Annotated in this window: 23 protein-coding genes, 1 tRNA gene and 2 pseudogenes; 13 read left to right on the top strand and 13 right to left on the bottom strand. The window is 34.7% G+C overall.

The genetic code is table 11. The features are described 5' to 3' along the window. The first annotated feature begins 8 nt into the window (after positions 1-8). The 3 genes and pseudogenes from NOX90_RS01375 to NOX90_RS01385 all read left to right on the top strand — a co-directional run bounded on the left by NOX90_RS01375 (position 9) and on the right by NOX90_RS01385 (position 3,100). Positions 9-486 (top strand): annotated as a pseudogene (locus tag NOX90_RS01375) (hypothetical protein). Between the two features lie 5 nt (positions 487-491). Continuing rightward, on the top strand, positions 492-2,090 hold the full coding sequence (locus NOX90_RS01380; RefSeq protein WP_375604255.1) for a glycosyltransferase family 2 protein: 1,599 nt from the start codon (positions 492-494) through the stop codon (positions 2,088-2,090). Beyond that, on the top strand, positions 2,072-3,100 hold the full coding sequence (locus NOX90_RS01385) for a COX15/CtaA family protein (RefSeq protein ID WP_375604256.1): 1,029 nt from the start codon (positions 2,072-2,074) through the stop codon (positions 3,098-3,100). The genes NOX90_RS01380 and NOX90_RS01385 overlap by 19 nt, the downstream gene beginning before the upstream one ends. On the opposite strand, the gene NOX90_RS01390 is transcribed toward NOX90_RS01385, so the two are convergent. The 4 genes from NOX90_RS01390 to NOX90_RS01405 all read right to left on the bottom strand — a co-directional run bounded on the left by NOX90_RS01390 (position 3,049) and on the right by NOX90_RS01405 (position 6,665). Next, positions 3,049-5,025: an acetyl-CoA carboxylase biotin carboxylase subunit gene (locus NOX90_RS01390; RefSeq protein ID WP_375604257.1), complete on the bottom strand. Its 1,977-nt coding sequence runs from the start codon at positions 5,023-5,025 to the stop codon at positions 3,049-3,051. The two genes, NOX90_RS01385 and NOX90_RS01390, sit on opposite strands and share 52 nt — an antisense overlap. 70 nt (positions 5,026-5,095) lie before the next feature. Continuing rightward, positions 5,096-5,809 carry a hypothetical protein gene (locus NOX90_RS01395; protein WP_375604258.1) on the bottom strand — a complete coding sequence of 238 codons (714 nt, stop codon included), beginning with the start codon at positions 5,807-5,809 and terminating at the stop codon, positions 5,096-5,098. Between the two features lie 90 nt (positions 5,810-5,899). Next, the gene (locus NOX90_RS01400) at positions 5,900-6,358 is read right to left on the bottom strand and encodes a transposase (RefSeq protein WP_375604575.1); all 459 of its coding nucleotides are present in this window, start codon (positions 6,356-6,358) and stop codon (positions 5,900-5,902) included. A 64-nt stretch (positions 6,359-6,422) separates the two neighbouring features. Beyond that, on the bottom strand, positions 6,423-6,665 hold the full coding sequence (locus NOX90_RS01405; RefSeq protein WP_375603621.1) for a transposase: 243 nt from the start codon (positions 6,663-6,665) through the stop codon (positions 6,423-6,425). A gap of 145 nt (positions 6,666-6,810) precedes the next feature. Between NOX90_RS01405 and gltX the strand changes: the two genes are divergently transcribed. Beyond that, entirely contained in the window at positions 6,811-8,181 is a 1,371-nt protein-coding gene (gene gltX, locus NOX90_RS01410; RefSeq protein WP_375604259.1) for a glutamate--tRNA ligase, read from the top strand. A gap of 95 nt (positions 8,182-8,276) precedes the next feature. On the opposite strand, the gene recG is transcribed toward gltX, so the two are convergent. Then, positions 8,277-10,298 (bottom strand): ATP-dependent DNA helicase RecG, encoded by a 2,022-nt coding sequence (gene recG / locus NOX90_RS01415; protein WP_375604260.1) that lies wholly within the window; start codon positions 10,296-10,298, stop codon positions 8,277-8,279. 171 nt (positions 10,299-10,469) lie between these two features. Between recG and NOX90_RS01420 the strand changes: the two genes are divergently transcribed. Next, a complete protein-coding gene (locus NOX90_RS01420; protein WP_375604261.1) occupies positions 10,470-11,312 on the top strand; it encodes a hypothetical protein in 843 nt (280 codons plus the stop codon). A gap of 305 nt (positions 11,313-11,617) precedes the next feature. Here NOX90_RS01420 and NOX90_RS01425 read toward each other — a convergent pair whose 3' ends face one another. From NOX90_RS01425 to NOX90_RS01435, 3 genes are all read right to left on the bottom strand, one after another. After that, the gene (locus tag NOX90_RS01425; RefSeq protein WP_375604262.1) at positions 11,618-12,754 is read right to left on the bottom strand and encodes a Fic family protein; all 1,137 of its coding nucleotides are present in this window, start codon (positions 12,752-12,754) and stop codon (positions 11,618-11,620) included. 187 nt (positions 12,755-12,941) lie between these two features. Next, positions 12,942-13,871, bottom strand: coding sequence for a glutathione synthase (gene gshB / locus NOX90_RS01430; RefSeq protein WP_375604263.1), 930 nt, complete (start codon positions 13,869-13,871; stop codon positions 12,942-12,944). 60 nt (positions 13,872-13,931) lie between these two features. Beyond that, the gene (locus NOX90_RS01435; protein WP_375604264.1) at positions 13,932-14,528 is read right to left on the bottom strand and encodes a BON domain-containing protein; all 597 of its coding nucleotides are present in this window, start codon (positions 14,526-14,528) and stop codon (positions 13,932-13,934) included. A 140-nt stretch (positions 14,529-14,668) separates the two neighbouring features. Here NOX90_RS01435 and NOX90_RS01440 point away from each other — a divergent pair. From NOX90_RS01440 to lon, 5 genes are all read left to right on the top strand, one after another. Further along, a tRNA-Leu gene (locus NOX90_RS01440) sits at positions 14,669-14,750 on the top strand. Positions 14,751-14,908: 158 nt separating this feature from the next. Continuing rightward, positions 14,909-16,243 carry a trigger factor gene (gene tig, locus NOX90_RS01445; RefSeq protein ID WP_375604265.1) on the top strand — a complete coding sequence of 445 codons (1,335 nt, stop codon included), beginning with the start codon at positions 14,909-14,911 and terminating at the stop codon, positions 16,241-16,243. Between the two features lie 11 nt (positions 16,244-16,254). Beyond that, positions 16,255-16,881 (top strand): ATP-dependent Clp endopeptidase proteolytic subunit ClpP, encoded by a 627-nt coding sequence (gene clpP / locus NOX90_RS01450; protein WP_006280254.1) that lies wholly within the window; start codon positions 16,255-16,257, stop codon positions 16,879-16,881. Next, entirely contained in the window at positions 16,881-18,158 is a 1,278-nt protein-coding gene (gene clpX, locus NOX90_RS01455; protein ID WP_375604266.1) for an ATP-dependent Clp protease ATP-binding subunit ClpX, read from the top strand. The genes clpP and clpX overlap by 1 nt, the downstream gene beginning before the upstream one ends. A gap of 15 nt (positions 18,159-18,173) precedes the next feature. Further along, on the top strand, positions 18,174-20,627 hold the full coding sequence (gene lon / locus NOX90_RS01460; protein WP_375604267.1) for an endopeptidase La: 2,454 nt from the start codon (positions 18,174-18,176) through the stop codon (positions 20,625-20,627). Here lon and NOX90_RS01465 read toward each other — a convergent pair. Then, positions 20,624-20,815 (bottom strand): annotated as a pseudogene (locus tag NOX90_RS01465) (hypothetical protein); the annotation flags it as partial. The gene lon and the pseudogene NOX90_RS01465 sit on opposite strands and share 4 nt — an antisense overlap. A 110-nt stretch (positions 20,816-20,925) precedes the next feature. Between NOX90_RS01465 and NOX90_RS01470 the strand changes: the two are divergent. Then, complete coding sequence (locus tag NOX90_RS01470; RefSeq protein ID WP_375604268.1) at positions 20,926-21,114, top strand: transposase; 189 nt, start codon at positions 20,926-20,928, stop codon at positions 21,112-21,114. Positions 21,115-21,151: 37 nt separating this feature from the next. On the opposite strand, the gene NOX90_RS01475 is transcribed toward NOX90_RS01470, so the two are convergent. From NOX90_RS01475 to NOX90_RS01490, 4 genes are all read right to left on the bottom strand, one after another. Next, the gene (locus NOX90_RS01475; protein WP_375604269.1) at positions 21,152-21,331 is read right to left on the bottom strand and encodes a transposase; all 180 of its coding nucleotides are present in this window, start codon (positions 21,329-21,331) and stop codon (positions 21,152-21,154) included. Position 21,332: 1 nt separating this feature from the next. Continuing rightward, the gene (locus tag NOX90_RS01480) at positions 21,333-21,560 is read right to left on the bottom strand and encodes a transposase (protein ID WP_375604577.1); all 228 of its coding nucleotides are present in this window, start codon (positions 21,558-21,560) and stop codon (positions 21,333-21,335) included. After that, positions 21,503-21,868, bottom strand: a complete 366-nt coding sequence (locus tag NOX90_RS01485; RefSeq protein ID WP_375603639.1) for a transposase — start codon at positions 21,866-21,868, stop codon at positions 21,503-21,505. The genes NOX90_RS01480 and NOX90_RS01485 overlap by 58 nt, the downstream gene beginning before the upstream one ends. A gap of 12 nt (positions 21,869-21,880) precedes the next feature. Beyond that, positions 21,881-22,585 (bottom strand): ABC transporter transmembrane domain-containing protein, encoded by a 705-nt coding sequence (locus NOX90_RS01490; protein WP_375604270.1) that lies wholly within the window; start codon positions 22,583-22,585, stop codon positions 21,881-21,883. A gap of 266 nt (positions 22,586-22,851) precedes the next feature. Here NOX90_RS01490 and NOX90_RS01495 point away from each other — a divergent pair, with 266 nt between their 5' ends. Both NOX90_RS01495 and NOX90_RS01500 read left to right on the top strand, forming a co-directional pair. After that, entirely contained in the window at positions 22,852-24,063 is a 1,212-nt protein-coding gene (locus NOX90_RS01495) for a Na+/H+ antiporter NhaC family protein (protein WP_375604271.1), read from the top strand. Then, complete coding sequence (locus NOX90_RS01500) at positions 24,056-25,345, top strand: hypothetical protein (protein ID WP_375604272.1); 1,290 nt, start codon at positions 24,056-24,058, stop codon at positions 25,343-25,345. Before NOX90_RS01495 ends, NOX90_RS01500 begins: the two co-directional genes overlap by 8 nt. Positions 25,346-25,561 lie beyond the last annotated feature (216 nt).

A 25,561-nucleotide genomic window follows, 5' to 3' on the forward strand; every position in this document is an offset into this window, starting at 1 on the left:
GGGTTTTTATGTCTACATCACTGATTATCGGTCTTGCCTTCTTGGTAGGCNCTTGTTCTTTCGTATAAATTGCTGAAGAAAGTGATAAAAAATGCGCTTAACAATAAGCGTAACAAAAGCAAATTTTCAAGTGAAGAAACTGAAAAATTCAGAAAAGATATGTTGGAGTATTACAAAAAATCTTCTGAAAAATACAAAAAATTAGATGCAGAAGTTAATAAAATGATGAATGAAGCACTTGATAAGGCTAATAGTATCATTAAGCACAATAGACAGCAGCTAGATCATACATTAGATGACAATGCTCATTCTAACTTGAAGAAAGTCACTGACCAAGTTGAAAAAGCTCTTGGAGATTTACAGGCTAACACAGCGAGTATAGCTGCTGATGCTGTAAAAAAAATAATGCATGAACGTAAAGATGATAAGCGTAGTAGCGAGGTCATATCTTCATTTTCACGTGACTTAAATAAAAAATTGCATTAGATTTAATGCCTATACTTCAAGCTGATAATGTAGAAAAAATTAAGTTTGATTCTAGTTTATGCAAAGAGCAAGAGAAACTTTTTTACTATAAATTTAATATAATTCCTTGGCAAAAATTAAATGATACTACTTTTTTTATGGTTGAAGACACAAGTCGAGATATCAACCGTTGGGTCGAAGCTCATTACGGTATTGACTATGTATTAATAAAGATGGATAGCGAACAGATTTTAAATCTTCTTAACTCGCACTTTGGTATTTCAGAATTTGCAAGTAACTACTTATATTACAAGAATCCTAATTTTTCAGCTAAAAGCATTAAACTAAGCTCAATATTTTTTGCTTCTTTCTTTATTGTAACTTCAATTTTAACACTCACAGAGAAATATACATATTTTGCTTTGATGTTGATATTTATAATCGGATGTTCTAGTTATTTATTCAAGTTTATAGCTACAGTTTTTAGCTTATGTGAAATCTCTAATCAAAAAGTGGATTATAGTAAGTTGAATGAAGAAGATTTTCCTATATATACTATTTTATTGCCTGCTTTTAAAGAAAGTGCAGTGATAGAGCAATTGATCGAAAGCATTGAAAGTTTGGATTATCCAAAATCAAAATTAGATGTGAAGCTTCAGGTAGAAAGTGATGACCAGGAAACGCTAGCGGCTATAGAAAAGTACGCTTTACCGCAGTATTTTGAAGTAATAAAAGTGCCTCACTCTTTGCCTAAAACAAAAGCCAAGTCATGCAATTATGCTATGAGCTTTGCCAGAGGAAAGTATGTGGTAATATATGATGCGGACGATAAACCAGACCCATTGCAGTTAAAAAAAGCACTGATTGAATTTAATAAGGGCGACGATAAGCTTGCCTGTGTACAGGCGAAATTAAATTACTATAATTGTGATTATAATTTTCTCACAAAATCCTTTTCTCTGGAGTATATGAACTGGTTTCAATACTTATTGCCTGGATTCCAAAAAATGAACATGCCAATGCCTTTGGGTGGTAGCAGTAATCATTTTTCAGTAAAAATTCTAAAAAAAGTGTTTTTCTGGGATGCTTATAGTGTTACCGAAGATGCTGACCTCGGTTTGAGACTTGCGCAAATGGGATATAAAACCAGGATGATTGACTCGGAAACATTGGAAGAGTCACCAATTACTGTATTTGCTTGGATTAAGCAAAGAGCGCGCTGGATCAAAGGCTATATGCAAACTTATATTGTTCATTTAAAAAATATAAAGTCACTTTATAAACACACTGGATTTAAGGGAATTTTGCTATTGAATCTTTTTGTTGGCTCTGCAGCTTTTATATTTTTTACTACTCCATTTTTACTGCTTTCATTGATATTAACTAAAGTTTTAAATGAATTATTTTTGTACTATTTTATAGTGGTATACGTTACTAACCTGATTCTTTTGGTAATGGCTGTAAAACAGCAAAAGATGCCTTTTTATTTTTATATAGTATCGATATTTTTTCCGGTCTATAGTCTGCTACATAGTGTTGCAGCTTTTCTTGCCTTGTGGGAATTTATTCTTTACCCTGAGCGATGGAACAAAATTAAACATGGTTTATGGAAGCAAAACCTGTAGCCATTTGGCTTTTTCTCTGCTCGGTCATGGTAATTCTCATGGTGGGGATTGGTGGATTTACCAGACTTACAAGAGCGGGATTGTCAATCACGGAGTGGAAACCTATTACTGGGACATTACCACCACTGAATGAGCAAGACTGGCTACAAGAAAAATTAAAATATGAAGCTACACCTGAGTATAAAGCATTCAACTATGGTATGGGTATGGAGGAATTTCAGGCTATATACTTAATAGAGTATGTGCATAGATTAATTGCAAGACTAACAGGTTTAGTTTTTATCCTGCCATTTATATATTTTACATTAAGAAGAAAAATATCTAAAAAGGTAGTAATAAAGCTATTTGTGGCATTATTATTTGGAGCTTTACAAGCTTTTGCTGGTTGGTATATGGTAAAAAGCGGCTTGGTAGCCAAGCCTCATGTTAGCCACTATAGGCTCGCACTTCACTTATTATTAGCATTAATTATCTTTGCATTATTTTCATATCAATTTTTTGATTACCAAATCAGGCCAAAGCAAACTAAACTTAAGATTAGTTGTAACACCAAGTACTACGTAGGAATTATTTTAGTTCTGATCATGATACAAATAATTTTCGGCGCATTTGTTGCAGGATTAAATGCTGGTCTAATTTACAATACCTTTCCACTAATGGACGGACAAATCGTTCCAGAAGATTTATTTTTCTTACAGCCTACATGGCTGAATATCTTTGAGAACAGAGCGACAGTGCAATTTATCCACCGAGCGTTAGCATTGCTAATATTAGTTCTGACAGCAATACTCACAATAAAAAATGCCAGTTTAAAACCGGTATATATTATGCTGCTCTCCGTTATCATTCAGATCATTTTAGGTGTAATTACTCTATTATTGCACATACCAATAGCCATTGCCATAGCTCATCAAGTGTTTTCATTTATCTTGTTTGGGTCAAGTTTATACTTCTTGTGTTATTTAAGAAAGCAGACTACATCACCAATCTGCACATTTTTTCCTTCTTGAACGGGAATATTTTTTATCACCATTGCTGCTTCAGCACATATAATATTTTCCATTTTCATTGCTTCCACCACAAATAAAGGTTGTCCTATTTCTACCTGATCTCCTATATTTACGTGCAACTTAACTAATAAGCCAGATATTGGGGATTTTACAGCATCTACTGAAATCTCTTCTGTTTCATTATTTAGCATTAACTTACTTAATTCAGCTACATGAGGTTTAGATATACAACACTCAGCTTTCATACCTGCATGTCTTATGAAGTATTTACTGCCTTGTTTTTCTACTTTAAGTGTTATATCGGTATCATCGTTAATCGTGATGTTTAGCAACCTATAACTTGATTTCCACTTACCTACTACAGAATATACGTTATGGTTGTATATTGTTATTAACGTATTATCTTGGTACTTTACGTTTACAGAGTACTCATTGTCATTTACTACTACTATAAACGTTTCATCTACTGGCCTATTGTAATGCCTTTTCTCATTTTCTAAATGAACATATAACGTAGTGAAAATAAATATTTTAATATACTCTTCTGTAACAAAATCGCCGTGAAACCCACTAGGGTAATGGTCTGGAATGAATCTCGTATGGAGTTTTGCTGCAATAAAATTTGGGTGATGGAAGATGGATTCTAAAAATTCTATATTATTTGTTACTCCTTCTATATAGCATTCAGACAAAGCTTTTTGCATTCTACTGATCGCTTCTACTCTATCTTTTCCATATGTTATAACTTTTGCAATCATTGAGTCATAGAACGTGCTAATTTCTGAACCTGCAGCAACTCCATCATCTATTCTTACATAATCATTTTCATCCGGTTTATCGTAATATTTTATTCTTCCGCTAGAAGGGAAAAATTTCTTTGATGGGTCTTCAGCACAAATTCTACTTTCTATTGCAGAACCAGTAAGTTTAATATCATTCTGACTGAACCTTAATTTCTCTCCACAGGAAGTTCTAATCATTTCTTCTACTATGTCTATTCCAGTCACAAATTCTGTTACTGGATGCTCAACTTGTAATCTCGTATTTACCTCAAGAAAATAGAAATTTTGGTCTTTATCTACAACAAACTCAACAGTGCCTGCTGAAAAGTAACCAACCTGCTTTGCTAGAGAAACACATTGGACATACATTTTTTGTCTTACTTTTTCACTAATAAATGGACTTGGAGTTTCTTCCATTATTTTCTGGTTATTCCTTTGTATCGAGCATTCTCTTTCTCCAAGACACACTATATTGCCATATTTATCTGCTATAATTTGTATTTCGATATGTCTTGGTAATTCTATATATTTCTCTATAAAGATACTGCCATCCTTAAAACTTTTTTCTGCTTCATTTGTTGCTGATGTGAACGCTAGTTCAATTTCTTNTTTGGAATTTACAATTCGCATTCCTTTGCCACCACCGCCTGATGCAGCTTTAAGCATAACGGGAAAACCGATCTCTTCAGCAACTTGAGCTGCGTGGGCAGCATCGCTGATCTTACCCATATATCCTGGCACTACATTCACTCCAGCTTTTCTTGCAGCTTCTTTTGCTGTTATTTTGTTGGCTGTAACTTCTATTGTTTCTGCACTGGGACCGATGAAGTCTATATTATGTTTTTGAAGAGCACGTGGAAAATCTGGATTCTCTGCTAAAAAACCATAGCCAGGATGAACTGCCTCAGCACCTGTTTCAACTGCTACTTCACATATTTTTTCAATGTTTAAGTAACTGAGGCAAGATGGCGAAGGGCCGATATATCTTGACTCATCTGCTTGTCTTACATGCACAGAATTTACATCTGCATCCGAATATATGCATACACAAGATATACCCATCCTACGAGCAGTTCTGATAATCCTGCAGGCAATCTCTCCTCTGTTTGCTATTAAAATCTTACTGTACTTCTTTTCCGTCATTGTATGAGTATACTTTCTTGAGTTAAGAAAGTAAATTTCTATATCATTGCCTGCAACTTTTTGTTATATATCAGGCAGTCAACCTTGCAAGATCCGTATTATTAAAAGTTTCTACTGGAGTGCTTACATCATGCAAGTCATGTATCTCACTAAATACTTTGCCTGACAGATATGCAGCCCCACCAGAAATTATTCCAGCCATCGAAGCCAATGCAAGAGACTGAGAAACTAAAAATAAAAAGTATAAAGAAAGACACAAAGCAGCAATACAAGCTATAGCTCCTACTATATATAAGCACAGGCGAAACTTCTGATTACATATAAGACTGTCTTTTATGCCTGCAGTTTCTTTCACGTTTTTCTTAACATCCTTACTAACCCAATCAAGAGGAGTCTTTTTAGATTTATCTAATGCACATCTATTGCCTAATGTATTTTTAACATAACTTTTAACCTCTTCTAGTCTTTTCAAATCACTGTTTGGGTTAGTTTTTTCAGACTCCAAATGCTTGAATATTCCTTTTACTACACTTGGTAATATCCCCATCTTTGCTGCTATATGAAATGGATTTTCATGATCTTCATTGTACTCTAACAAATGGATATTTTCTTCAACACTTTTCTTAAATGTAGATAAAAATTTTTCAATATTTGCTGTTCTTGCAGCTAGATGTAGAAGGTTATCTGCATTCACTATTGGTTTTGTTTTATCAGATGGACCAGTATAATGCCAGCTAACATTAGCTTCATTATCTGAGAACAATTTTTCTATATATCCAACCATAACATACCTAATTATTAACCAATACTAAATCATACAACACGATTTATTAAAAATAAATAAAATTTAATCTCTCAGAGCATGTCTTCAAACTCAAGAATGAGCTAATTTGTGAAGCATAATAGTGATCATATTAAAAAAGATGTTATTTTTTGAAGTGAGAGGAGAATGCTCATAATCCTTACTCATACGTCTAAAATTGGAGAGCCAAGCAAAGGTTCTCTCAACAATCCAACGTTTAGGAATAACCTGAAATCCTGTATCAACTACTTTCTTGGTAATCGTCAACAAACATCCAGTTTCCAATAAACAGCGGTTTTGCAATTTACCTGTATATCCTTGATCAGCAAAAAACTTACGTAATGTTGGAGCTTTGCATTTGGCTTGAACAAAAAGATTTAGTGCACCATCACGATCTTGAATGCTTGCACTGTGTACTTCAGCAGCAATTACAAGACCTAGAGTATCTACAACGATGTGGCGTTTTCTACCCTTTACTTTCTTGCCAGCATCATATCCTCTGGATCCCCTTTTTGAGTGGTTTTTACTGATTGACTGTCAATTATTCCTACTGATGGAGTTTCATTCTTACCAATTATCTTTCTTAGTTTTTTAACTAGAAAATCATGAATTTCTTGCCATATTCCACTTTTTTTAAACGCGAATTACAACTATACACGGTTTTCCATGGTGGAAAATTCTTAGGTAGTTGTCTCCATTGACAGCCTGTTCTCATCACATACCTTATTGCATCGATAATCGTTCTGATACTGTGTTTTCTTGGTCTGCCGGTCTTTTTAGGTTCAAAATATTGCTCTATCATCTTCCATTCTTTGTCACTTATATCGCTTGGGTACATTTAAAATATATCTTATAACACACTTCTTAACTCCTTTCTACTTAGTTTGAAGACATGCTCTCAGGATAAATAATTTATAGTAATTCTACATTGTTACAAACGTGGATTTTGGGTATCATAGCCTATACTTTACTGTAACAATAACATGCCAAACGTAGTCACGAGATTCGCTCCATCACCCACAGGGTTTTTGCACATTGGAGGGGCCCGCACTGCGTTATTTAATTGGCTCTATGCAAAGCATCATGGTGGCAGGTTTTTGCTAAGGATTGAGGACACCGACAGAAAACGTTCAACGCAAGAAGCAATTGATGCAATTATAGAAGGGCTAAAATGGCTCGGTGTGAGCTGTGATGGGGAAATAGTCTATCAGTCAAAAAGAATAGAGCGGCATAAAGAAGTAGCAAACCTTTTAGTTGAGAAGGGTAGGGCGTATCACTGTTATTGCCCTGAAGATGAAGTTGCAGAAAAGAAAATAAAAGCGAGAGAAGAAGGAAAAATATATAAGCACAAATGTATTAGTGTGACATCAAACGTAAAGCCTGTTGTCCGCTTTAAAGTGCCGGATTCGCAAGAGATCGTCGTTGATGATAAAATATACGGCCAAATCAAAGTAAATAGCGAGCAGCTTGATGATATAGTGATCTTACGCTCTGATAACACTCCAACATATATTTTTGCCGTAGTGGTTGACGATCATGATGCTGGAATAACTGATATTATACGCGGCTCTGATCACCTCACTAATACTTTTAAGCAATTGCTAATATACCAGGCTCTTGATTTTGATGTTCCATGTTTTGCGCATGTGCCTCTTATCCATGGGGAAGATGGAAATAAGCTGTCTAAAAGGCACGGTGCCACAAGCGTTTGCGATTATGAAAAGATGGGGATATTGCCAGAGGCAATGCGTAATTACTTACTCAGACTTGGCTGGAGTCACGGCAACGATGAGATTATTAGCGATGAGCAAGCAATAGAGTGGTTTAATTTAGAAAGTATTGGTCGTTCACCTGCACGGCTTGATTTTAAAAAATTGGAACATTTGAACAACCATTATATTAATAATATGAGCAATGAGGATATTCTGGATATTTTAAGTACATTTGCTCCGATGTTAAAACTGAGTGATATAAAAAAGAACTATTTATTGCAAGGGTTAACAGAGCTAAAAAAAAGAGTTAGCTACCTAGCTGAATTATTATGTTTAGCCAGCTTTTATATACAAGATTTACCGCTTCTTTTAAGTGAAGAAGCTCGTCAAATTGTCAAATCTAACCTCGATATAATCAAGTTACTTGCGTCATTTCTGTCAAAGATCGGTGATGAAAATTGGAATAAGAGCTTTTTATCTTCTCAGATCAAGGAATTTTCAAAATTACATGATGTTAAAATGAGTGATGTATACCACTCATTACGCGCCCCTATAACTGGAGTAATGGATGCACCTGGAATCATCGATATCATGGTGATTCTTGGTAAAGATGAGTGTATAAAAAGGTTACAAGAATTGTAGCTAATTTGGTTTTAAGTTAAGTGCAAAGGTTGTCAAGGAAGTTTTTCGCTTTTGTAAGCTACTTGGATAAGAAGTTTCATGATTCTGATACTCTCCTACTGAAATTTTGAAAAATGTAACCTATTTCTATATTCAAATATATCAAGCAGTAATTCAAAATTAGCCATTGCGCCTTTTGCGTTATTATACGCAAGATTGAGCAGCTCTTTGTCCTGATATAAATCAGCAAATTTAAATTCCATACATCCTGATTGTTTTGTGCCTAAAATATCTCCACTGCCTCTTAGCATCATATCCCTTTCAGCAATGTAAAATCCATCCTGTGACTCACACATGATCTTTAACTTTGAAGATGAGCTTTTACTTAAATTATCGTATAATAATACACAAAAAGATGGCTTGTTTCCTCGTCCTACTCTGCCTCTTAATTGGTGTAATTGCGATAACCCAAATTGCTCTGCATTTTCTATAATCATAATGGTTGCATCTGGCACATCTATACCAACTTCTATCACAGTGGTTGCAACAAGCAGAGAAAATTCATTCCTTTTGAAGGAAAACATAACTTGATCTTTCTGCTCCTGAGTCAATTTTCCGTGTATTATGCTAACCTTATCAAGAAATGTTTTTTGTAATTCTTGAAAACGCATCTCTGCTGCAGCAATATTGGTCTCTTCGTTTTCTTCTATGTATGGACAAATCCAATATGCTTTTTCGCCCCTGTTTATAGCACCTTTTAGCTTTTCAATAACATCTGGCACCCTACTAATGTTCATAGTTACAGTTTTTATTGGCAATCTGGATTTTGGTTTTTCTTTCAAAATTGAACATTCAACGTCACCATACATAGCTTGCTGCAAGGTTCTTGGAATGGGAGTTGCAGTAACGAAAAGTATATCGGCATTTTCTCCTTTTCCTACCAAGCGATTTCTCTGCATCACTCCAAATCGCTGTTGCTCGTCTATGACTGCAAGACCTAAATTTTTAAATATAACATTAGCTTGAAATAGTGCATGAGTGCCAATCACTATATTTAAAACACCACTTGCAAGTTCGTTCATGATAATCTTTCTTTCCTTGCGCGAAGTTTTACCAGTAAGCAGCGCAACTTTTATATCGGTACAGGATAAAACTTCCTCAATCCAATTATAATGTTGCTCCGCCAAGATAGTAGTTGGTGCCATTAGAGCTGCCTGCATGTTGTTTTCTACCACATTTAGCATCGCAAAAAGTGCAACTACGGTTTTGCCACTACCAACATCACCTTGCAGCAAGCTCATCATGCGATACTTGGATTTTTGCCTCTCTGAAATTTCATCTATTGCACGAATTTGATCGTTTGTTAATTGAAACGATAATTCATTTAAAACTTGCTCTTTATATTTATTCAATACTATAAATTCTCTTCCCCTTTCTTTTACATGATTTTCTCTTGCAAGTTTCAGTGCTAGCTGATACGCAAACAATTCATCATAAGCAAGCCTTTTTCTACAAACCTCGGCTTCCGCCAATGAGCTTGGTCTGTGCAACTTTATGATGCTTTCCCTCCAACTTAGCCATTTTTTTTGCTTGATTAATGTATCATCTATCCACTCTGGTAAATCAGGCAATTCTTTCAGGTTAGAGCTTATTATGTTTCCAATGCTCTTATTGGTAATGCCACGGCATAATTGGTAGACTGGCTCTATGCGAGCTATTTCTTTAAATTGGTTGATGTCAAGCGACACGTAATCTGGGTGAGTAATTTGCCAATATCCAGCAAATTTATCAAGTTTACCACTGATGATTACATAGGCTCCAACTGGAAATAGTTTATATAAATACTTAACTGAGTGATTAAAAAAGACTATGAATATATATTGACTCTCACTTTCAACGACTATTTTATATGGTCTACCTCTAAAAGTGGGCGACTGATGCTCATAGACTTTTGCCATGAAAGTTGTAAATTCTCCAACTTGAGCATCGGGCAGTGACTTGCTTCTATCCACATAACTAAGTGGCCTATAAAATAGCAGGTCCACCACTTTGTCCCCACCACAAAGTTTAGGCAATATTGCGGAATGGAACTTAGGTATATTCTCCAGCCTGCTATTTAGAAAAATCTGATTGCTCATTGAGATTCATACATGTGTAAAACTGTTATAGAGTCTTCTTAAGACCCTGTCACCTTATAGTCAAACTATTTGCTGTCATAGAACTTGCGTTTATATAAAATATTTTTATTGACTTATTAATCATTTTTATGTATTATTATACTATTAGCAGTTCATATCAAGGTATTAATGATGAACAGCTCTACACCAAAAGAAAGGGAAAATCCAATAGTTACACTAAGAGCTCAAGCAGAAAAGTTTGATTATAGCAAATTAAGAGCTGATGAAAGTAATAAGTCAGCAACCTCTGGTGAACAGATGTATAAAGACATCAAGAGAATGGATTTTGTTATTAATAAAAAAGATATAGATCAAAACTTTATCGATCAATTATATGCAAAACATGCTAGCTTGATTGAAAACGACAAAAATGGAAAAAAGAATTATCGCCTATTTGCAAAAGCAGTTTTCAAGGAAATATTTGAACGTGCTAAAGTTCAAGTTCCAAGTGACTCTATCTTAGAGGAACTAATCACTAATTGTAACCAATCAGGATATGAATTTATATATGCACCATTTATGGCTGAACTCTTGAGTAAACATGAATTATTTATGAATGTTAATGGTAGTAATGTTGATAGAAAAGTGTACATCGATTGCAGAAACCCAAATTCTGTAAAAGTTGAGTGTAAAACTTCCAGAATACCTGTGAATCTTTCCACAGAAAAAATAAGTGATATGTCGTTCTCATTAGAATTCACACTTCAGTCTCAAGATGGAAAAAATGGTGTAACATACACAAATGGTAACTTGTCACTTACTGTTCCTCGAAAATTGAGAGATTACAAAATTGATGACAGAAATCTATTTGATATCATTAAAGAATATTTCTACAAATTCTGCGAGAAGCTAGGATTTAAGTTAAAAATAGAGCATAACTTGGATAAGCCACTAGAAGTAAACAGCCATCTGGAAAGTGTAGAACCTCCTGCCCATAGTAATGAACATGGAAATGCACATGGACCTGGGAACTAATAGCGATGCCGAAAATGAATCAAAAGAGCGTGCTGCAAGGATAGAGAGTGAACAACTATCTACACGGGGTTTCTTTGCCTTTTTTTCTGCTTGGTAAATTTCTTAATATTTATGGCTAAAGTAATTTAAGAGCCCGTGAAGGGTGTCATCCCAGTGCCCAGACTACTTGGATCCAGCGGTTATTGCTGGTGTACTCATTTGTAGTTGACCGAGCTACTTGGATGACAGAAACAAGAAAAGGAGATGCTGTCTTTTTGATTGAATAAATGATACAATGTTCGTACAACTGTGTATTAAAGGAGAGCTTATTGTTCAAGAAGTTCTAGATAAGCCTCAAACCTATAAAATTTATTACGCTTTTTGTTGTTGCTGTCTTCCACTAATATTTTGGCTTCAACAAATTGTAGAATTAGATTATTTATTGTATTATAGGCTTTATTTAACCTTTTACTTAACTCTCTAACATTTATAACTGGAAGTTGAAAAAGTATATTCAATGCTTGCAATGCTGTATCACGGATCTTGAAGAAGCATTGATTTACTTGAATTATGTTTACTAAATCCCTTTCCAACTTTTCAATGCTCTTAGCTCTACAATAAGCATCAAAGCTACTATCTTTTATAGCATTTAAGTAATACTCAATCCACTCCTCAAAGTCACCATGAGTTCTTATTCTGTCTAAACATCTGTAATAATCAAAGTGGTTCTTTTTAAAATAGTAGGATGGATAAAGTATTGGAGTTGATAATAAGTTGTAATGAATTAGTAGTATTACAATTAAAAGTCTTCCTATTCTTCCATTACCATCTATAAATGGGTGAATAATTTCAAATTGTGCATGCACTAGCCCTACCTTTATAAGTGGAGGCAATTTGTTATCAGTGTTAACATAGCTTTCTAAGTCGTTCATTAGATTGACTACTTCAGGTGCAGGGGCTGCAATGAGATCACCAACACGTACAGAATCTGCACGATATTCACCGCCACCTTCATCATGCTGCATTAATTCTTTGTGAGCAGTTAAGATGGTTTGTGCTATTGTTGAATGTTTTGCTGTACTGAGCGCCATCTCAAGTGATCTTGTATAATTCATAACTAATTGGGTTTGCTTGTTAGGTTTTGTTGATGATACTCTTTGAGTAAAAACATCAAGTAAAGTTGTGTGTACACCTTCAATTGCGGAAGAAAGTAGTGCTTCTTTTACAATATATGCCTTAATAAACCTTTCTGCATTTGGTAAACGCTCAGCCATTTCATTCAACTGACCAAGCTTTATCATTGTTTCACCGTAAAGAACAGCAATATTTTCACTAAAAATAAAAGGAGGATCTTTTGGTGGTAATGAATAAGGGACAAAGTGTGCTAACTTATCTATATAATGGTAATATCCACTTTCACGCATTGTTTCAATATACAGACCCAAATTGAAACAATTATACAAAATCCTGCTTATGTTTCAAGATAAATGACTTTAATGAAATATAATTTACCTTACCACTTCGTTTTGATTCTCCAGTTCAACATAGGATAAATTACTCATATATTCTCCTAGTATTTCCTCCTTGTTGTCATTACCTAGTCCGCTGCTAAACCCCTGACACTTTTTCTGGGTAAGGTCAATTGATTGTTCATAGGTTTAGTTGATGGCTGCTTGCTTTTTCTTCAAACACATCCCAAAGATCTTTTTCTAGCGATATATTATACAATTTATTGATATGAACTACTCCCGTGGGTGAAGTTGTGTTAATTTCGAGCANGAAGTCATCTATAATATCAATACCAACAAATATTAGCCCCCTTTTCTTTAATTCAGGACCAATTTTATTACATATTTCATTGTCTCTATCGTTCATTTGAGCGGGTTCAAAACTTGCTCCAAGCCGCACATTTGTCCTGATCTCTCCACTAATCTTTGGAACTCGTTTCATTACACCAATTGGTTGACCATAAAGTAGCAATATTCTTTTATCTTTATCTATGTTTTTACAAAACGATTGTGCAATCACAGGGCATTCGTATTTTGCTATCATGAGATCCACTACTACTTGAATACTATTCTCATCTTGTATTCTTATCACATCGTTTCCTCCATAACTATACAATGGCTTCAGGATAATATCTTTATAGTTGCGGTAAAAATCTCTAATCATTGATATATTTTCAGTAATCAAAGTCGGCGGAATTAGTTCTGGAAATAATGAAGTTATCAATTTTTCAGGACAATTTCTTATTTCTGTTGGATTGTTAATTACCAATGCGCTAGTTTTTTCTAAGATATATGTTGTTGTAATATAACGCATATCAAAGGGTGGATCCTGTCTGATAAATATGATGTCCATTTCATTCAAGTTGATTGCTACATCCTCTTTAGAGATAAAACTAAAATCATCAACGCTGACTTTCTGAGCAAAAGCAATTGGATAGTTTAGCTTTAGCGCTAAATTATCAGGAGTATAAACAAAAATTTCATAACCCCTCCTTTGTGCTTCTTTTATTAGCGCAAATGTAGTATCAGTTTCAAAATTTATATTTTCATCCATCTGAAAGGCAATTTTCATTTATGTTCTCTACCCGTTGTTACAACTGTACAAATGTTATAATTTGAAAGCGATTTTTGCCTAATGGCGTAACTTACTGTACCTATATCGTACATAACTTACAACTTGTTTTACTCCCTTTACTTTTCTTGCAATTGCTATTACAGCTTTTAATTCCGCTTTATTTTGGGCTATACCCATCAAATAAACAACTCTATCAACCGTATTAACGCTATAATTAATTGACTTAATATTTCTTTTTCCCAGGAGTCTTGTTCTTATTTCCGCTGTTATCATGCCATCTACAGTGGTGTCTAGCATGGAAGCCATTTGAATTGGTATTACTCTTATTTCATTTATCACTTCTTTAATTTCTTTTTGCTGCCAAGCTATTTTTTCTGCTGTAAGTTGTTTTTCAGGAGTGTCAACACTTCCAATGAGCAATACTCTTCCTTCACTTATTTTAACCTTTATGGATGAAAATAGCCCATGTTTTAAGAGCCCCTTATTAATTCTGATGACCATAGTCGTATCATCAATGATATTTCCCAAGGATTTGTCCTGCATTGTTATTGCTGTTGCTGTCGCTGTAGCCACCACACCACCTATTATAAGGGTTGTGCAACCACTTTGTGTAATCAAAAAAATTGCGAGTAAGAAGCTTGTTATTAATCTCATTATTGATTTTCAGGGTTTAGAGCTTTCATTAAGAAATGTTAATAAGCTTTTTTGATTGTGTAAATACCATAAATTAAGTAAGACTTTAAACCTTGAATATTTTTAATGGAATACCTATAATAGGGTACTGGAAATTTCTTGCGGATATGGCGGAATTGGTAGACGTGCCAGGTTTAGGTCCTGGTGAGCTTGCTCGTGGGGGTTCAAGTCCCTCTATCCGCACTTTAAAGTCATGTAACTCAGGCTTTAAGAGAAAATTTATAATCACTAAATACACTTTTGTTTGTATAAAAACCTGTTCTTAAGGATTGTGTTTAACTTAAATTCTGGTAAAATGACTCTATTAAGATATGAATTAAAATATTAATAAATGAATTATGATGTCTAATAATATACCTCAAAATACAGTCGAAGTAAGTAGCGTATATACCTACAAAGAGCTTAGTATAGATAAACTAAAGCATGAGTATGAAATCACAGTTAGTAGTGATTATATAAAGCAAAAGGTAGATTCCAGGTTGCAGGAGATAGCAGAAAATGCAAAATCACCTGGGTTTAGGGCTGGAAAGATGCCCTATGATCTTGTTGTTGCAAATTATAAAAACGAAGCTTTGGAATATGTGGTAAATAATACAATTGATTATTGCTCAAGTGATTTGATGAAAAAAATTGAAGTCAAGTCTCACATTTATCCTAAGGTTGATGTTATATCATTACCAGATCTGGACAAAGAAAATGATGAGGGCAATTTTGTATACAAGCTATCTTTTGAGTCGATGCCTGAAGTACCGATGATAGATCTTGACAAAATAAACTTAAAGAAAATTGAAGCAAAGATTGAAGAGGAAGATATAAAAGAATTTATTGATTCTATTAAAACAAAATTCCCCAATTTCGCCTCTGTTGATGATGCTTCTTATCAAGCAAAAAATGGGGATAAATTGATAATTGATTTTGAAGGGCGGATTAGGAATAAGCTCTTTCAGGGTGGAAGTAGCAAAAATTTTGCCGTTAATTTAGGGTCTGGCACATTTATTAATGGTTTTGAAGATCAATTAACTGGTATGAAAAAGGGAGAAACAAAGAACTTTAAGTTAAAATTTCCTGAAAATTACCAAGCCATTTCCCTTGCAGGACAGGAAGCTGATTTTTCTGTGCAAGTTAATGAGATTCAAATTGCCAAAGATTTTGAAAATGATGATGAAATAGCTAAGAGTGTTGGTTTTAAAGATTATTCTTTGCTAATAAATCATGCAAAAAAAACGATTGGTGATCAGTGCACCGAAATGAGAAATCTCTTAATTAAAAAGGAGCTATTTGATTATTTGGATGCTAATTATAGTTTTGATTTACCCACAGACATAGTAAAACAGGAGCAACAAAGAGTGGAAGGAGAATTGGGTGCTCAAAATGATTCTCGTAAAGAAGCTGAAAAACGTGTAAAGCTTGCTATGTTATTTATGAAATTTAGTGCAGAACATAAAATATCATTAACTCAAAATGATGTTTTGAATGTTATTGTAAATCAATACGTCAGTAAGGATGTACCGTTTGACAGAGTACTTAAGCATTTTGAATCAAATAAACAATTTCAAGAATTAGTTAGAGGGCAAGCGCTTGAGTATAAAGTGACAGATTATATAATAGAAAAAGCTAGTAAAGAAGAGCAGATTATTTCTGTGAAAGAATTAAAGGAATTGTTTGGTAATATTTAATAGGAAAAGGTATGACTCTTATACCAATTGTAGTTGAACAAACTAGTCGCGGTGAGCGCGCTTATGACATATATTCAAGACTAGTGAAAGAAAGAATAATTTTTGTCACAGGTCCTATTGAAGACAACATGGCCAGCGTAATAGTAGCACAGCTTTTATTTTTAGAATCGGAAAATCCCGATAAAGACATTTGTATGTACATCAACTCACCAGGTGGTGTTGTAACTGCTGGTTTGTCGATCTACGATACAATGCAGTATATAAACCCAGACGTTTCAACTTTATGTATAGGTCAAGCTGCGTCTATGGGTTCTTTATTGCTTGCAGCTGGTACAAAAGGTAAGCGCTACTCTCTACCTCATTCAAGAATTATGATACATCAGCCATCTGGTGGTTATCATGGTCAAGCAACTGATATAGAAATACATGCTAATGAAATTTTGCGGGTTAAGAAAAAACTAAATCAAATTTATGAAAAACATACTGGAAATTCACTGAAGAAAATTGAAGGAATGATGGAAAGAGATAAATTCATGGATCCTGAAGAAGCAAGGAAAATTGGCTTAATTGACAGGGTGATAGCTGAGCGTACAGATATTGAAATTGAAAATATTAAAGTTAAACAAAAGGTGGGTTAATGGATAACAATAATGATTTACACTACTGTTCTTTTTGCAACAAGGCGCAAGATGAAGTAGATAAATTGATTACTAACTCTTCGGATGGTTTAAAGGTGTTTATTTGTAATGAGTGCATAGAATTATCCCATAAAGCAATAAGTCAAAAGAAAGATAGATCTTTTAATTCAGATTGTATATCTGATATGAAGCTATTACTAAAGAAACCTGAGGATATAAAAAATTTTCTCAGCAAGCATGTTGTAGGTCAAGAACATGCGCAACATGTTTTATCTGTAGCTATGTATAACCATTGTCAATCCATGGTACAATTTCATGCTATAAGTGATATTGAAATCGAGAAGTCAAATATAATGCTTATTGGTCCCACTGGTTCTGGTAAGACTTTGCTGGCCAAAACACTTGCTAAAGTTTCAGATGTGCCATTTGCTATGGCTGATGCAACAACTTTAACTGAGGCAGGTTATGTGGGTGATGATGTAGAAAGCGTGTTGTCGCGTTTATTACAAGCTGCAAATTATGACGTTGCAAAAGCACAGCGTGGTATAGTGTTTATAGATGAAATAGACAAGATCACAAGAAAATCTGAAAGCACTTCAATAACCCGTGACGTTTCAGGTGAAGGGGTCCAGCAAGCTCTGCTTAAGATTATGGAGGGTACAGTTGCTTATGTTCCGCCACAAGGAGGGCGAAAACACCCACAACAAGAGTTTATACAAGTGGATACTAGTAACATACTGTTTATTTGTGGAGGAGCTTTTGAAGGCCTCGATAAAATTATTGAAGCGAGAAAAAAGGGAACGTCAGTTGGCTTTGGAGCAGATATAAGTCAGTCTAAAGAGCAAAAGAAAAAGAATGCTTTACATGATGTTCAACCTGAAGATTTAATCAAATTCGGTTTAATACCCGAATTTGTAGGGCGGGTTCCAATAACTGCTGTTTTAGATGAGCTAGATCATGAAGATTTAATACATGTGTTGACAGAGCCAAGGAATGCACTAATAAAACAGTACAAAGCATTGCTTGCGTTTAGCAAAGTAAACCTTGAGTTTTCAGATGAAGCAATATCAGCTATTGCTAAAAAGGCTATAAGCTATAAAACAGGCGCAAGAATGTTACGTGCTATTTTAGAGTCACTTTTGCTTGACATTATGTATACAGCCGGAAATGGAGGCTTTGAAGGTAGCACTATAGTAATCACTAAGAAAATGGTAGAATTAGGAAAAGCAACGATTAATCATAATAATAATGGCAATGTTATAACGGTTAATGATTAATTTGAGGCATATATTGTGAACATTGAACGTACTGTGAGCTCTGGTTTTGCTGCATTGTCAGTATTACCTTTAAGAGATGTAGTAATTTTTCCAAATATAATGGAGCCTTTATTCATAGGCAGAGAAAAATCTGTTAATGCACTAGAGTATGCAATAAGTAGTAGTAATCACCAAAATGAGATTTTTCTTGTAGCACAGAAAGATGGCTCTGTTGATAATCCAGAGCCTGAAGATCTTTATGAAGTAGGTGTGTTAGCAAGCATTGTACAACCGTTAATAAAATTACCTGACAATGCAGTAAAAGTTATAATCCGGGGGATAAGAAGGGGAAGGGTTGTAGAATATATTAGCTCTCATACTTTATTACAAGCCAGGGTAGAGTTAGACAGTCATTATAAAGAAGATGAAGGTAATATTGATTTAGAGGCTTTAAGGCGGTCTGTTGTAGACGCGTTCGATAGCTGGTGTAAGCTAAACAAGAAAAATCAGCCCGAGGTTGCCATTAACTCCATTGATCAAATCAAAGAAGTTGATCAACTTGTAGACACGGTAGCTTCACATTTAAATATAAAAGTATCAGATAAACAAAGTATACTTGAGGCTTATGACCCAGAAGAGCGTTTAAAAAAAGCTTTTGCTTTTATTGAGAGAGAAATGAGTATTTTGAACGCACAAAACCGTTTATATAAGACAATTAAATCGCAAGTTGAAAGCACTCAGAAAGTTTACTACCTTAACGAGCAATTGAAAGCTATACAGAAAGAATTAGGTGAATTTGAGAATGGTGATGAAGGGAATATACTCAATGAATTTGAAAAAAAGATAAATGAAACAAAGCTTTCTCAGGAAGCAAGAGAGAAAGCTATAACTGATTTGAAGAGATACAAGAAAATGAATCCCATTTCTCCTGAAGCTACAGTTATATCTAGTTACTTGCATTGGTTACTTGATTTGCCGTGGGGAAAGTACAAAGATGCAAAAATTAACTTAAATGTAGCTAAAAAAATCTTAGATGAAAATCATTATGGCATAGAGAAAGTAAAAGATAGAATAATAGAATTTTTAGCGGTATTAAAAAGAGTAAAAGAGATAAAAGGTCCTATACTTTGTTTGGTTGGACCGCCAGGTGTTGGTAAAACTTCTTTAGCTAAGTCTATGGCAAGAGCAGTAGGAAGAGATTTTGTTCGCATAGCTCTTGGTGGTGTGCGTGATGAGTCTGAGATACGAGGGCATAGGAAAACTTATATTGGCTCAATGCCTGGTAAAATCATTCAACACATGAAAAAAGCTAATTCATGCAACCCGCTTTTTCTGCTTGATGAAATAGATAAGATGGGTTCTGATTCGCGTGGCGATCCTGCATCTGCATTACTTGAGGTTTTAGATACTGAGCACAATAAACACTTTACGGATCATTACTTGGAAGTTGAATTTGATCTTTCAAGTGTAATGTTTGTAGCTACAGCAAACAGCTTAAATTTACCACATCCTTTGCGTGATAGGATGGAGGTTATACAATTGTCTGGTTATACTGAAGATGAAAAAATCAGTATTGCTACACACCACCTTATTCCGAAGTTAAAGAAGGAACATGGTTTGTATCAGAAGGAATGGAACATAACTAATGAGGCGTTATACGAGTTGATACGTTTATATACACGTGAAAGTGGTGTGCGGAGTATGGAAAGGGAGCTTGCAAAGCTCATGAGAAAGGCAGTTAAAGAAATATTGACTGATAAAAATAAGAAAATATCCGTAGGGGTTGACAATTTACAAGATTATTTAGGGGTACGTAAATATACCTTTGGCATTGCGGAAAATGAGAGTTTAGTAGGAATAGTAACTGGGCTCGCCTATACTGAAACAGGTGGTGATATTTTGATGATAGAATCAGTCCTAATTCCGGGCAAGGGAGAGATAAAATACACAGGAAAGCTTGGAGAGGTTATGCAAGAATCTATAAAAGCTGCGTATAGTTATATTCGATCAAATTGTTTATTTTTTGGTATAAAGCCCGAAAAATTCCAAAATAATGATATACATTTGCATGTACCTGAGGGTGCGGTACCAAAAGATGGTCCTTCTGCTGGCGGCGCAGTATGTACGTCTATTGTTTCTCTTATGACGAATATACCAGTTAACAAAAATGTTGCTATGACAGGCGAAGTGACATTGCGTGGTAGAGTTTTAGCTATTGGGGGCTTGAGAGAAAAATTGCTTGCAGCGCTCAGAGGATCAATCAAAACTGTGATTATACCAAGTGAAAATGAGAAAGATATGCAAGAGATTCCGGCAAGCATCAAAGAGGGGATCAACGTAGTTTTTGCTAAGAATATTGATGAAGTTATGAAAGTTGCTTTAATGCACCCTACTACTCCAATTGATGGTGATGATAATCAAAATAGTGTGCCTTCCTCTATAGAAAATAAAGATGATACTTTTCCTATGTCGGAAACATTGAAGCATTAGATTAAGAAGATATTATCAATCTCCATTTCTCTTTTATCTGGCAAAAATCCACCAACTTGTGCGTCCCATAGGGTTTTATACATTCCATTTTTATCGAGCAGTTCTTGGTGTGTGCCGTCTTCTACAATTTTACCTTGGTCAAGAACCAAAATACGATCCATGTGCAAAAATGTGGATAGACGATGGGCTCTCGCTCAGGTCATAACTTTGACTAATATGAAAATATGTGCAATATTCAGAGCATGTCTTCAAACTAAGTAGAAAGGAGTTAAGAAGTGTGTTATAAGATATATTTTAAATGTACCCAAGCGATATAAGTGACAAAGAATGGAAGATGATAGAGCAATATTTTGAACCTGAAAAGACCGGCAGACCAAGAAAACACAGTATCAGAACGATTATCGATGCAATAAGGTATGTGATGAGAACAGGCTGTCAATGGAGACAACTACCTAAGAGCATGTCTTCAAACTCAAGAATGAGCTAATTTGTGAAGCATAATAGTGATCATATTAAAAAAGATGTTATTTTTNTGAAGTGAGAGGAGAATGCTCATAATCCTTACTCATACGTCTAAAATTGGAGAGCCAAGCAAAGGTTCTCTCAACAATCCAACGTTTAGGAATAACCTGAAATCCTGTATCAACTACTTTCTTGGTAATCGTCAACAAACATCCAGTTTCCAATAAACAGCGGTTTTGCAATTTACCTGNTATATCCTTGATCAGCAAAAAACTTACGTAATGTTGGAGCTTTGCATTTGGCTTGAACAAAAAGATTTAGTGCACCATCACGATCTTGAATGCTTGCACTGTGTACTTCAGCAGCAATTACAAGACCTAGAGTATCTACAACGATGTGGCGTTTTCTACCCTTTACTTTCTTGCCAGCATCATATCCTCTGGATCCCCTTTTTGAGTGGTTTTTACTGATTGACTGTCAATTATTCCTACTGATGGAGTTTCATTCTTACCAATTATCTTTCTTAGTTTTTTAACTAGAAAATCATGAATTTCTTGCCATATTCCACTTTTTTTTAAACGCGAATTACAACTATACACGGTTTTCCATGGTGGAAAATTCTTAGGTAGTTGTCTCCATTGACAGCCTGTTCTCATCACATACCTTATTGCATCGATAATCGTTCTGATACTGTGTTTTCTTGGTCTGCCGGTCTTTTTAGGTTCAAAATATTGCTCTATCATCTTCCATTCTTTGTCACTTATATCGCTTGGGTACATTTAAAATATATCTTATAACACACTTCTTAACTCCTTTCTACTTAGTTTGAAGACNNATGCTCTTACAGACATAATATTTGAAAATGTATCTACCATTTTACCAGTAATGCTTGAATTAAGCTCTGACCATGCGTCTGCAAGGTCTGTTATTCTTTTTGCAAGAAGTAAGGAAGACAAAATAAATAATGTTGTCCAAGTTAACATCAATAAAGCAAAGCTAGTACCTACTTGCCATAGATAATAAATTCCAATACCAAGCACTAGTGTGCGGTGCATAAACCTATCGATTGTAATTTGCACAATTTCTGGAGTATAATTTGTCAAATCATTAATCTTGTTAGCAAAACTGCCAGAGAAGTTATTTTGGTAATAGCTGTTATCCTGATTCAATAATCTGGCAAGACTTGATTCGGCAATATTCTTACGAAGATTTGGAATCATTCTTATTTGACAAAGGTAGTTGTATAACCTAAAAACACACTCAAGTGAAAACAATATCAGTATGTAAAATATGGCCGGAATTGCAATGTTATGGAAAAGACTGCCTGTAGCTGATGTAGAAGCACGATCTATAATAACCTTGACTAGATATGGGCTAAAGGAAATCTCAACAGCCCAGATTAATGCTGCAAAACACATGAAAATAATTTGCCACTTGAATGGACGCAGCATTTCTAGGATGAAAGATATGATCTGTTTAGTTGTGATGTCATTCATATTTTTTACTTATTCTATCTCCCAGTTTTATTCAAGTAGATGATATATTATAATAGTCCTTTTCATGGAAACCTTTTCTGGTAGATTGCTTTCTAGAAAAACATTGGTCAAGGTGCTAACTGTGGTTTATAATAATATAAATTATATCATAGTTGATTTGCGTTTATCAGAGCTGGGGAGGTATGTTTTATCTTACAAATTTTTTGCCTATTTTACTGTTCTTATTTCTTTTTGTAGGAAGTGGTATATATTTTACTATTCTTGGCGTGTCAAATGCTTTTTATCAGTTATCTCCACTGGTAGCCATTGTTCCTGCCATAGCTCTGGGTTGGGTTTTATACAAGGGCAATACTGAAGAAAAAATGTATGCCTTTCTAGATGGGGTAAGAGATCGTAATATTATCACTATGTGCATCATTTTTTTACTTGCAGGTGCATTCAGTGAAGTAACTAAAGCAATCGGTAGTGCTGATGCCACAGTTAATTTGGCTCTTTCATTTATACCAACACAATTTTTACTCATAGGATTATTTTTTGTAGCAGCTTTCATCTCCACTGCTATTGGTACATCAATGGGCACCATTGCAACAATTGCTCCTATTGCAGTTGAACTGACACAAGCTGGGATTTCTCCTTCCTTAGGAGTTGCAACCGTTGTAGGAGGAGCAATGTTTGGTGACAATTTATCTATTATCTCTGATACTACAATTGCATCTGTGATGTCTCAAAAGGCTGATATAAAGAAAAAATTAAAACTGAATGCAAAAGTGGCACTAATTGCTTCTATATTCACAATCATTATATTATTTTATAGCTCAAGCAATAGTGCTGCTATTTCAGTTAAGGAGTATTCTTTATTGCTTGTGGCTCCTTACATCATACTTATATTGCTTGCAAACTTTGGAATAAATGTATTTACGGCATTGGTTTTAAGCATAACTTTTGCTGGAATCATTGGATTTATAAATAACAACAATTATGGTTTATTGTTTTTAAGCCAAAACATCACTAAGGGGTTTATGAGTATGCATGAAATTATGCTACTGTCATTGATGGTTGGCGGGCTTTCAGGACTGGTAGGTAAAAATTCTAAGGAGTTTGCAGATAAACTTTCATCTTGGGTTATGATACAACGTGGTGGACAAAAAACTGCGCAATTATTTATTGCAAAAATAGTCAGCATATTTGATATTTTACTTGCAAATAATACCATCGCTATAATTTTTAGCGGTGAAATTGCTAGAGATATTGCTAAGAAATATGAAATACCGCCTCACTATAGTGCAGCATGGCTAGGCATATTTTCTTGTGTATTTCAAGGATTAATACCGTATGGCGCTCAATTGCTTTTGGCTAGCACTATTGCTGGAGTTTCACCTTTGGCAGTCGTACCACACGTATACTATTGCTATGTTTTAGGTATTATTGCAGTGTTATATATTGTATTGAACAAAATTGAGAAAAAAGATTGTGCTTAATATACAAAACAATGCTCTACTTTGTCAAAGATGGATATTCCTAGCAGTATGTGCTCTTGCTTGCTCTGGGTTACTGTCAATAATTGTTATTTTTCTACGATTGCCTTTTATCTCCTCTCTTGTTCCTTTTGCACAATATATTTTTGATAATGCGCTGGTAATACACGTGAACTTGTCAATTTTGGTGTGGATGTGCTCTATAATATCTCTGCTCTTTATCATAAACCTACAAAATACCAATAGTTGGTTTAACTTTTCATGGGTTCTATCAACCCTTTCGATGCTGCTCATGTTTGTATCTGCATTCGTTCCAAACACTGAAGTTATCAAAAGTAACTATATTCCCGTGTTACAAAACAAATTATTCTTATTTGGTCTTGGTTTGTTTACCACCAGTATATTAGTAAATGCAATGCTAGCATACACATCAAAAAAAGAGGTTTCATTTCTCTCTGTGGGGCAAATTGGGCTGGTTATTATACTTGTTTCGTCATTTCTTTGCTTTGTTTTAGCATATCAAAATATGCCTCCAGACTCAGATAAGAATTTGTTTTACGAATATCTCTTCTGGGGAGGCGGACATTTATTGCAGTTTGCTTTTACTCAAGGAATGTTTTTAGTCTATTTAATAATGTTAAGCGATACTAGTTTAGCTTCAAGCAATAAAATTACTATTTTACCGCTATTTATAAATACAGTTTTGGTTGTAGGTGCGCCGTTTATATACTTTGTTTATTCCGTGGATAGTGCTGAGTTGATACAGTTTTTTACTTGGCATATGAGGATTGCTGGAGCAGTTTTGCCGTGCTTTTTGATAATATTAGTGTGCTACAACATCAGAACTTTTATTAATGATAAAAGCAACTATTTATTACATTCATTTTTGTTGTTCATTTATGGAGATGTACTTGGAATTTTGACTATTGAAGGAAATGTCACCATTCCTGCTCATTATCACGGTTCTGTAGTTGGGATCACTATAGCTTTTATGAATTTCATTTATTGGCTGTTACCCAAATTAAACTTTAAAGAGGTAAAAAGTTCCATGGTAAGATTACAGATTTATGCCTATAGTATAGGACATTTTCTCCATATTACTGGCCTTGTGTGGCTTGGTGGATATGGTGCCTTAAGANNAAAAGTTGCAGATCTGCCAAGTATTTCATCAATGTTAGCACGCACGTGCTTCATTATAGGTGGCGCTATATCAGTTATTGGTGGAATGTTGTTTGTAATAATTGTGCTTTCACATTTGTTAAAAGGCAAAGCGCGTACCAACTGACCCATAGAAACGAAAAACTTCCTTGACAAACTCCGCCAGCGCCCTTATCATGAAACTGAAGCTATTTATTTATCTTCTCTGTACAGATTAAATGACAAAAAAACTCACGTATCTGGCGTCTTATTTTTAATTTTTTGCACTATGTGCACCTTATGTCTTCACAATACTTCTAGCTATATAAGCTGAAACGCGCTTATAAAGCATTTAAAACATAAA

It is taken from the genome of Wolbachia endosymbiont of Anurida maritima (genome assembly GCF_042182995.1).
In the GTDB taxonomy this organism is placed as follows: Bacteria; Pseudomonadota; Alphaproteobacteria; order Rickettsiales; family Anaplasmataceae; genus Wolbachia.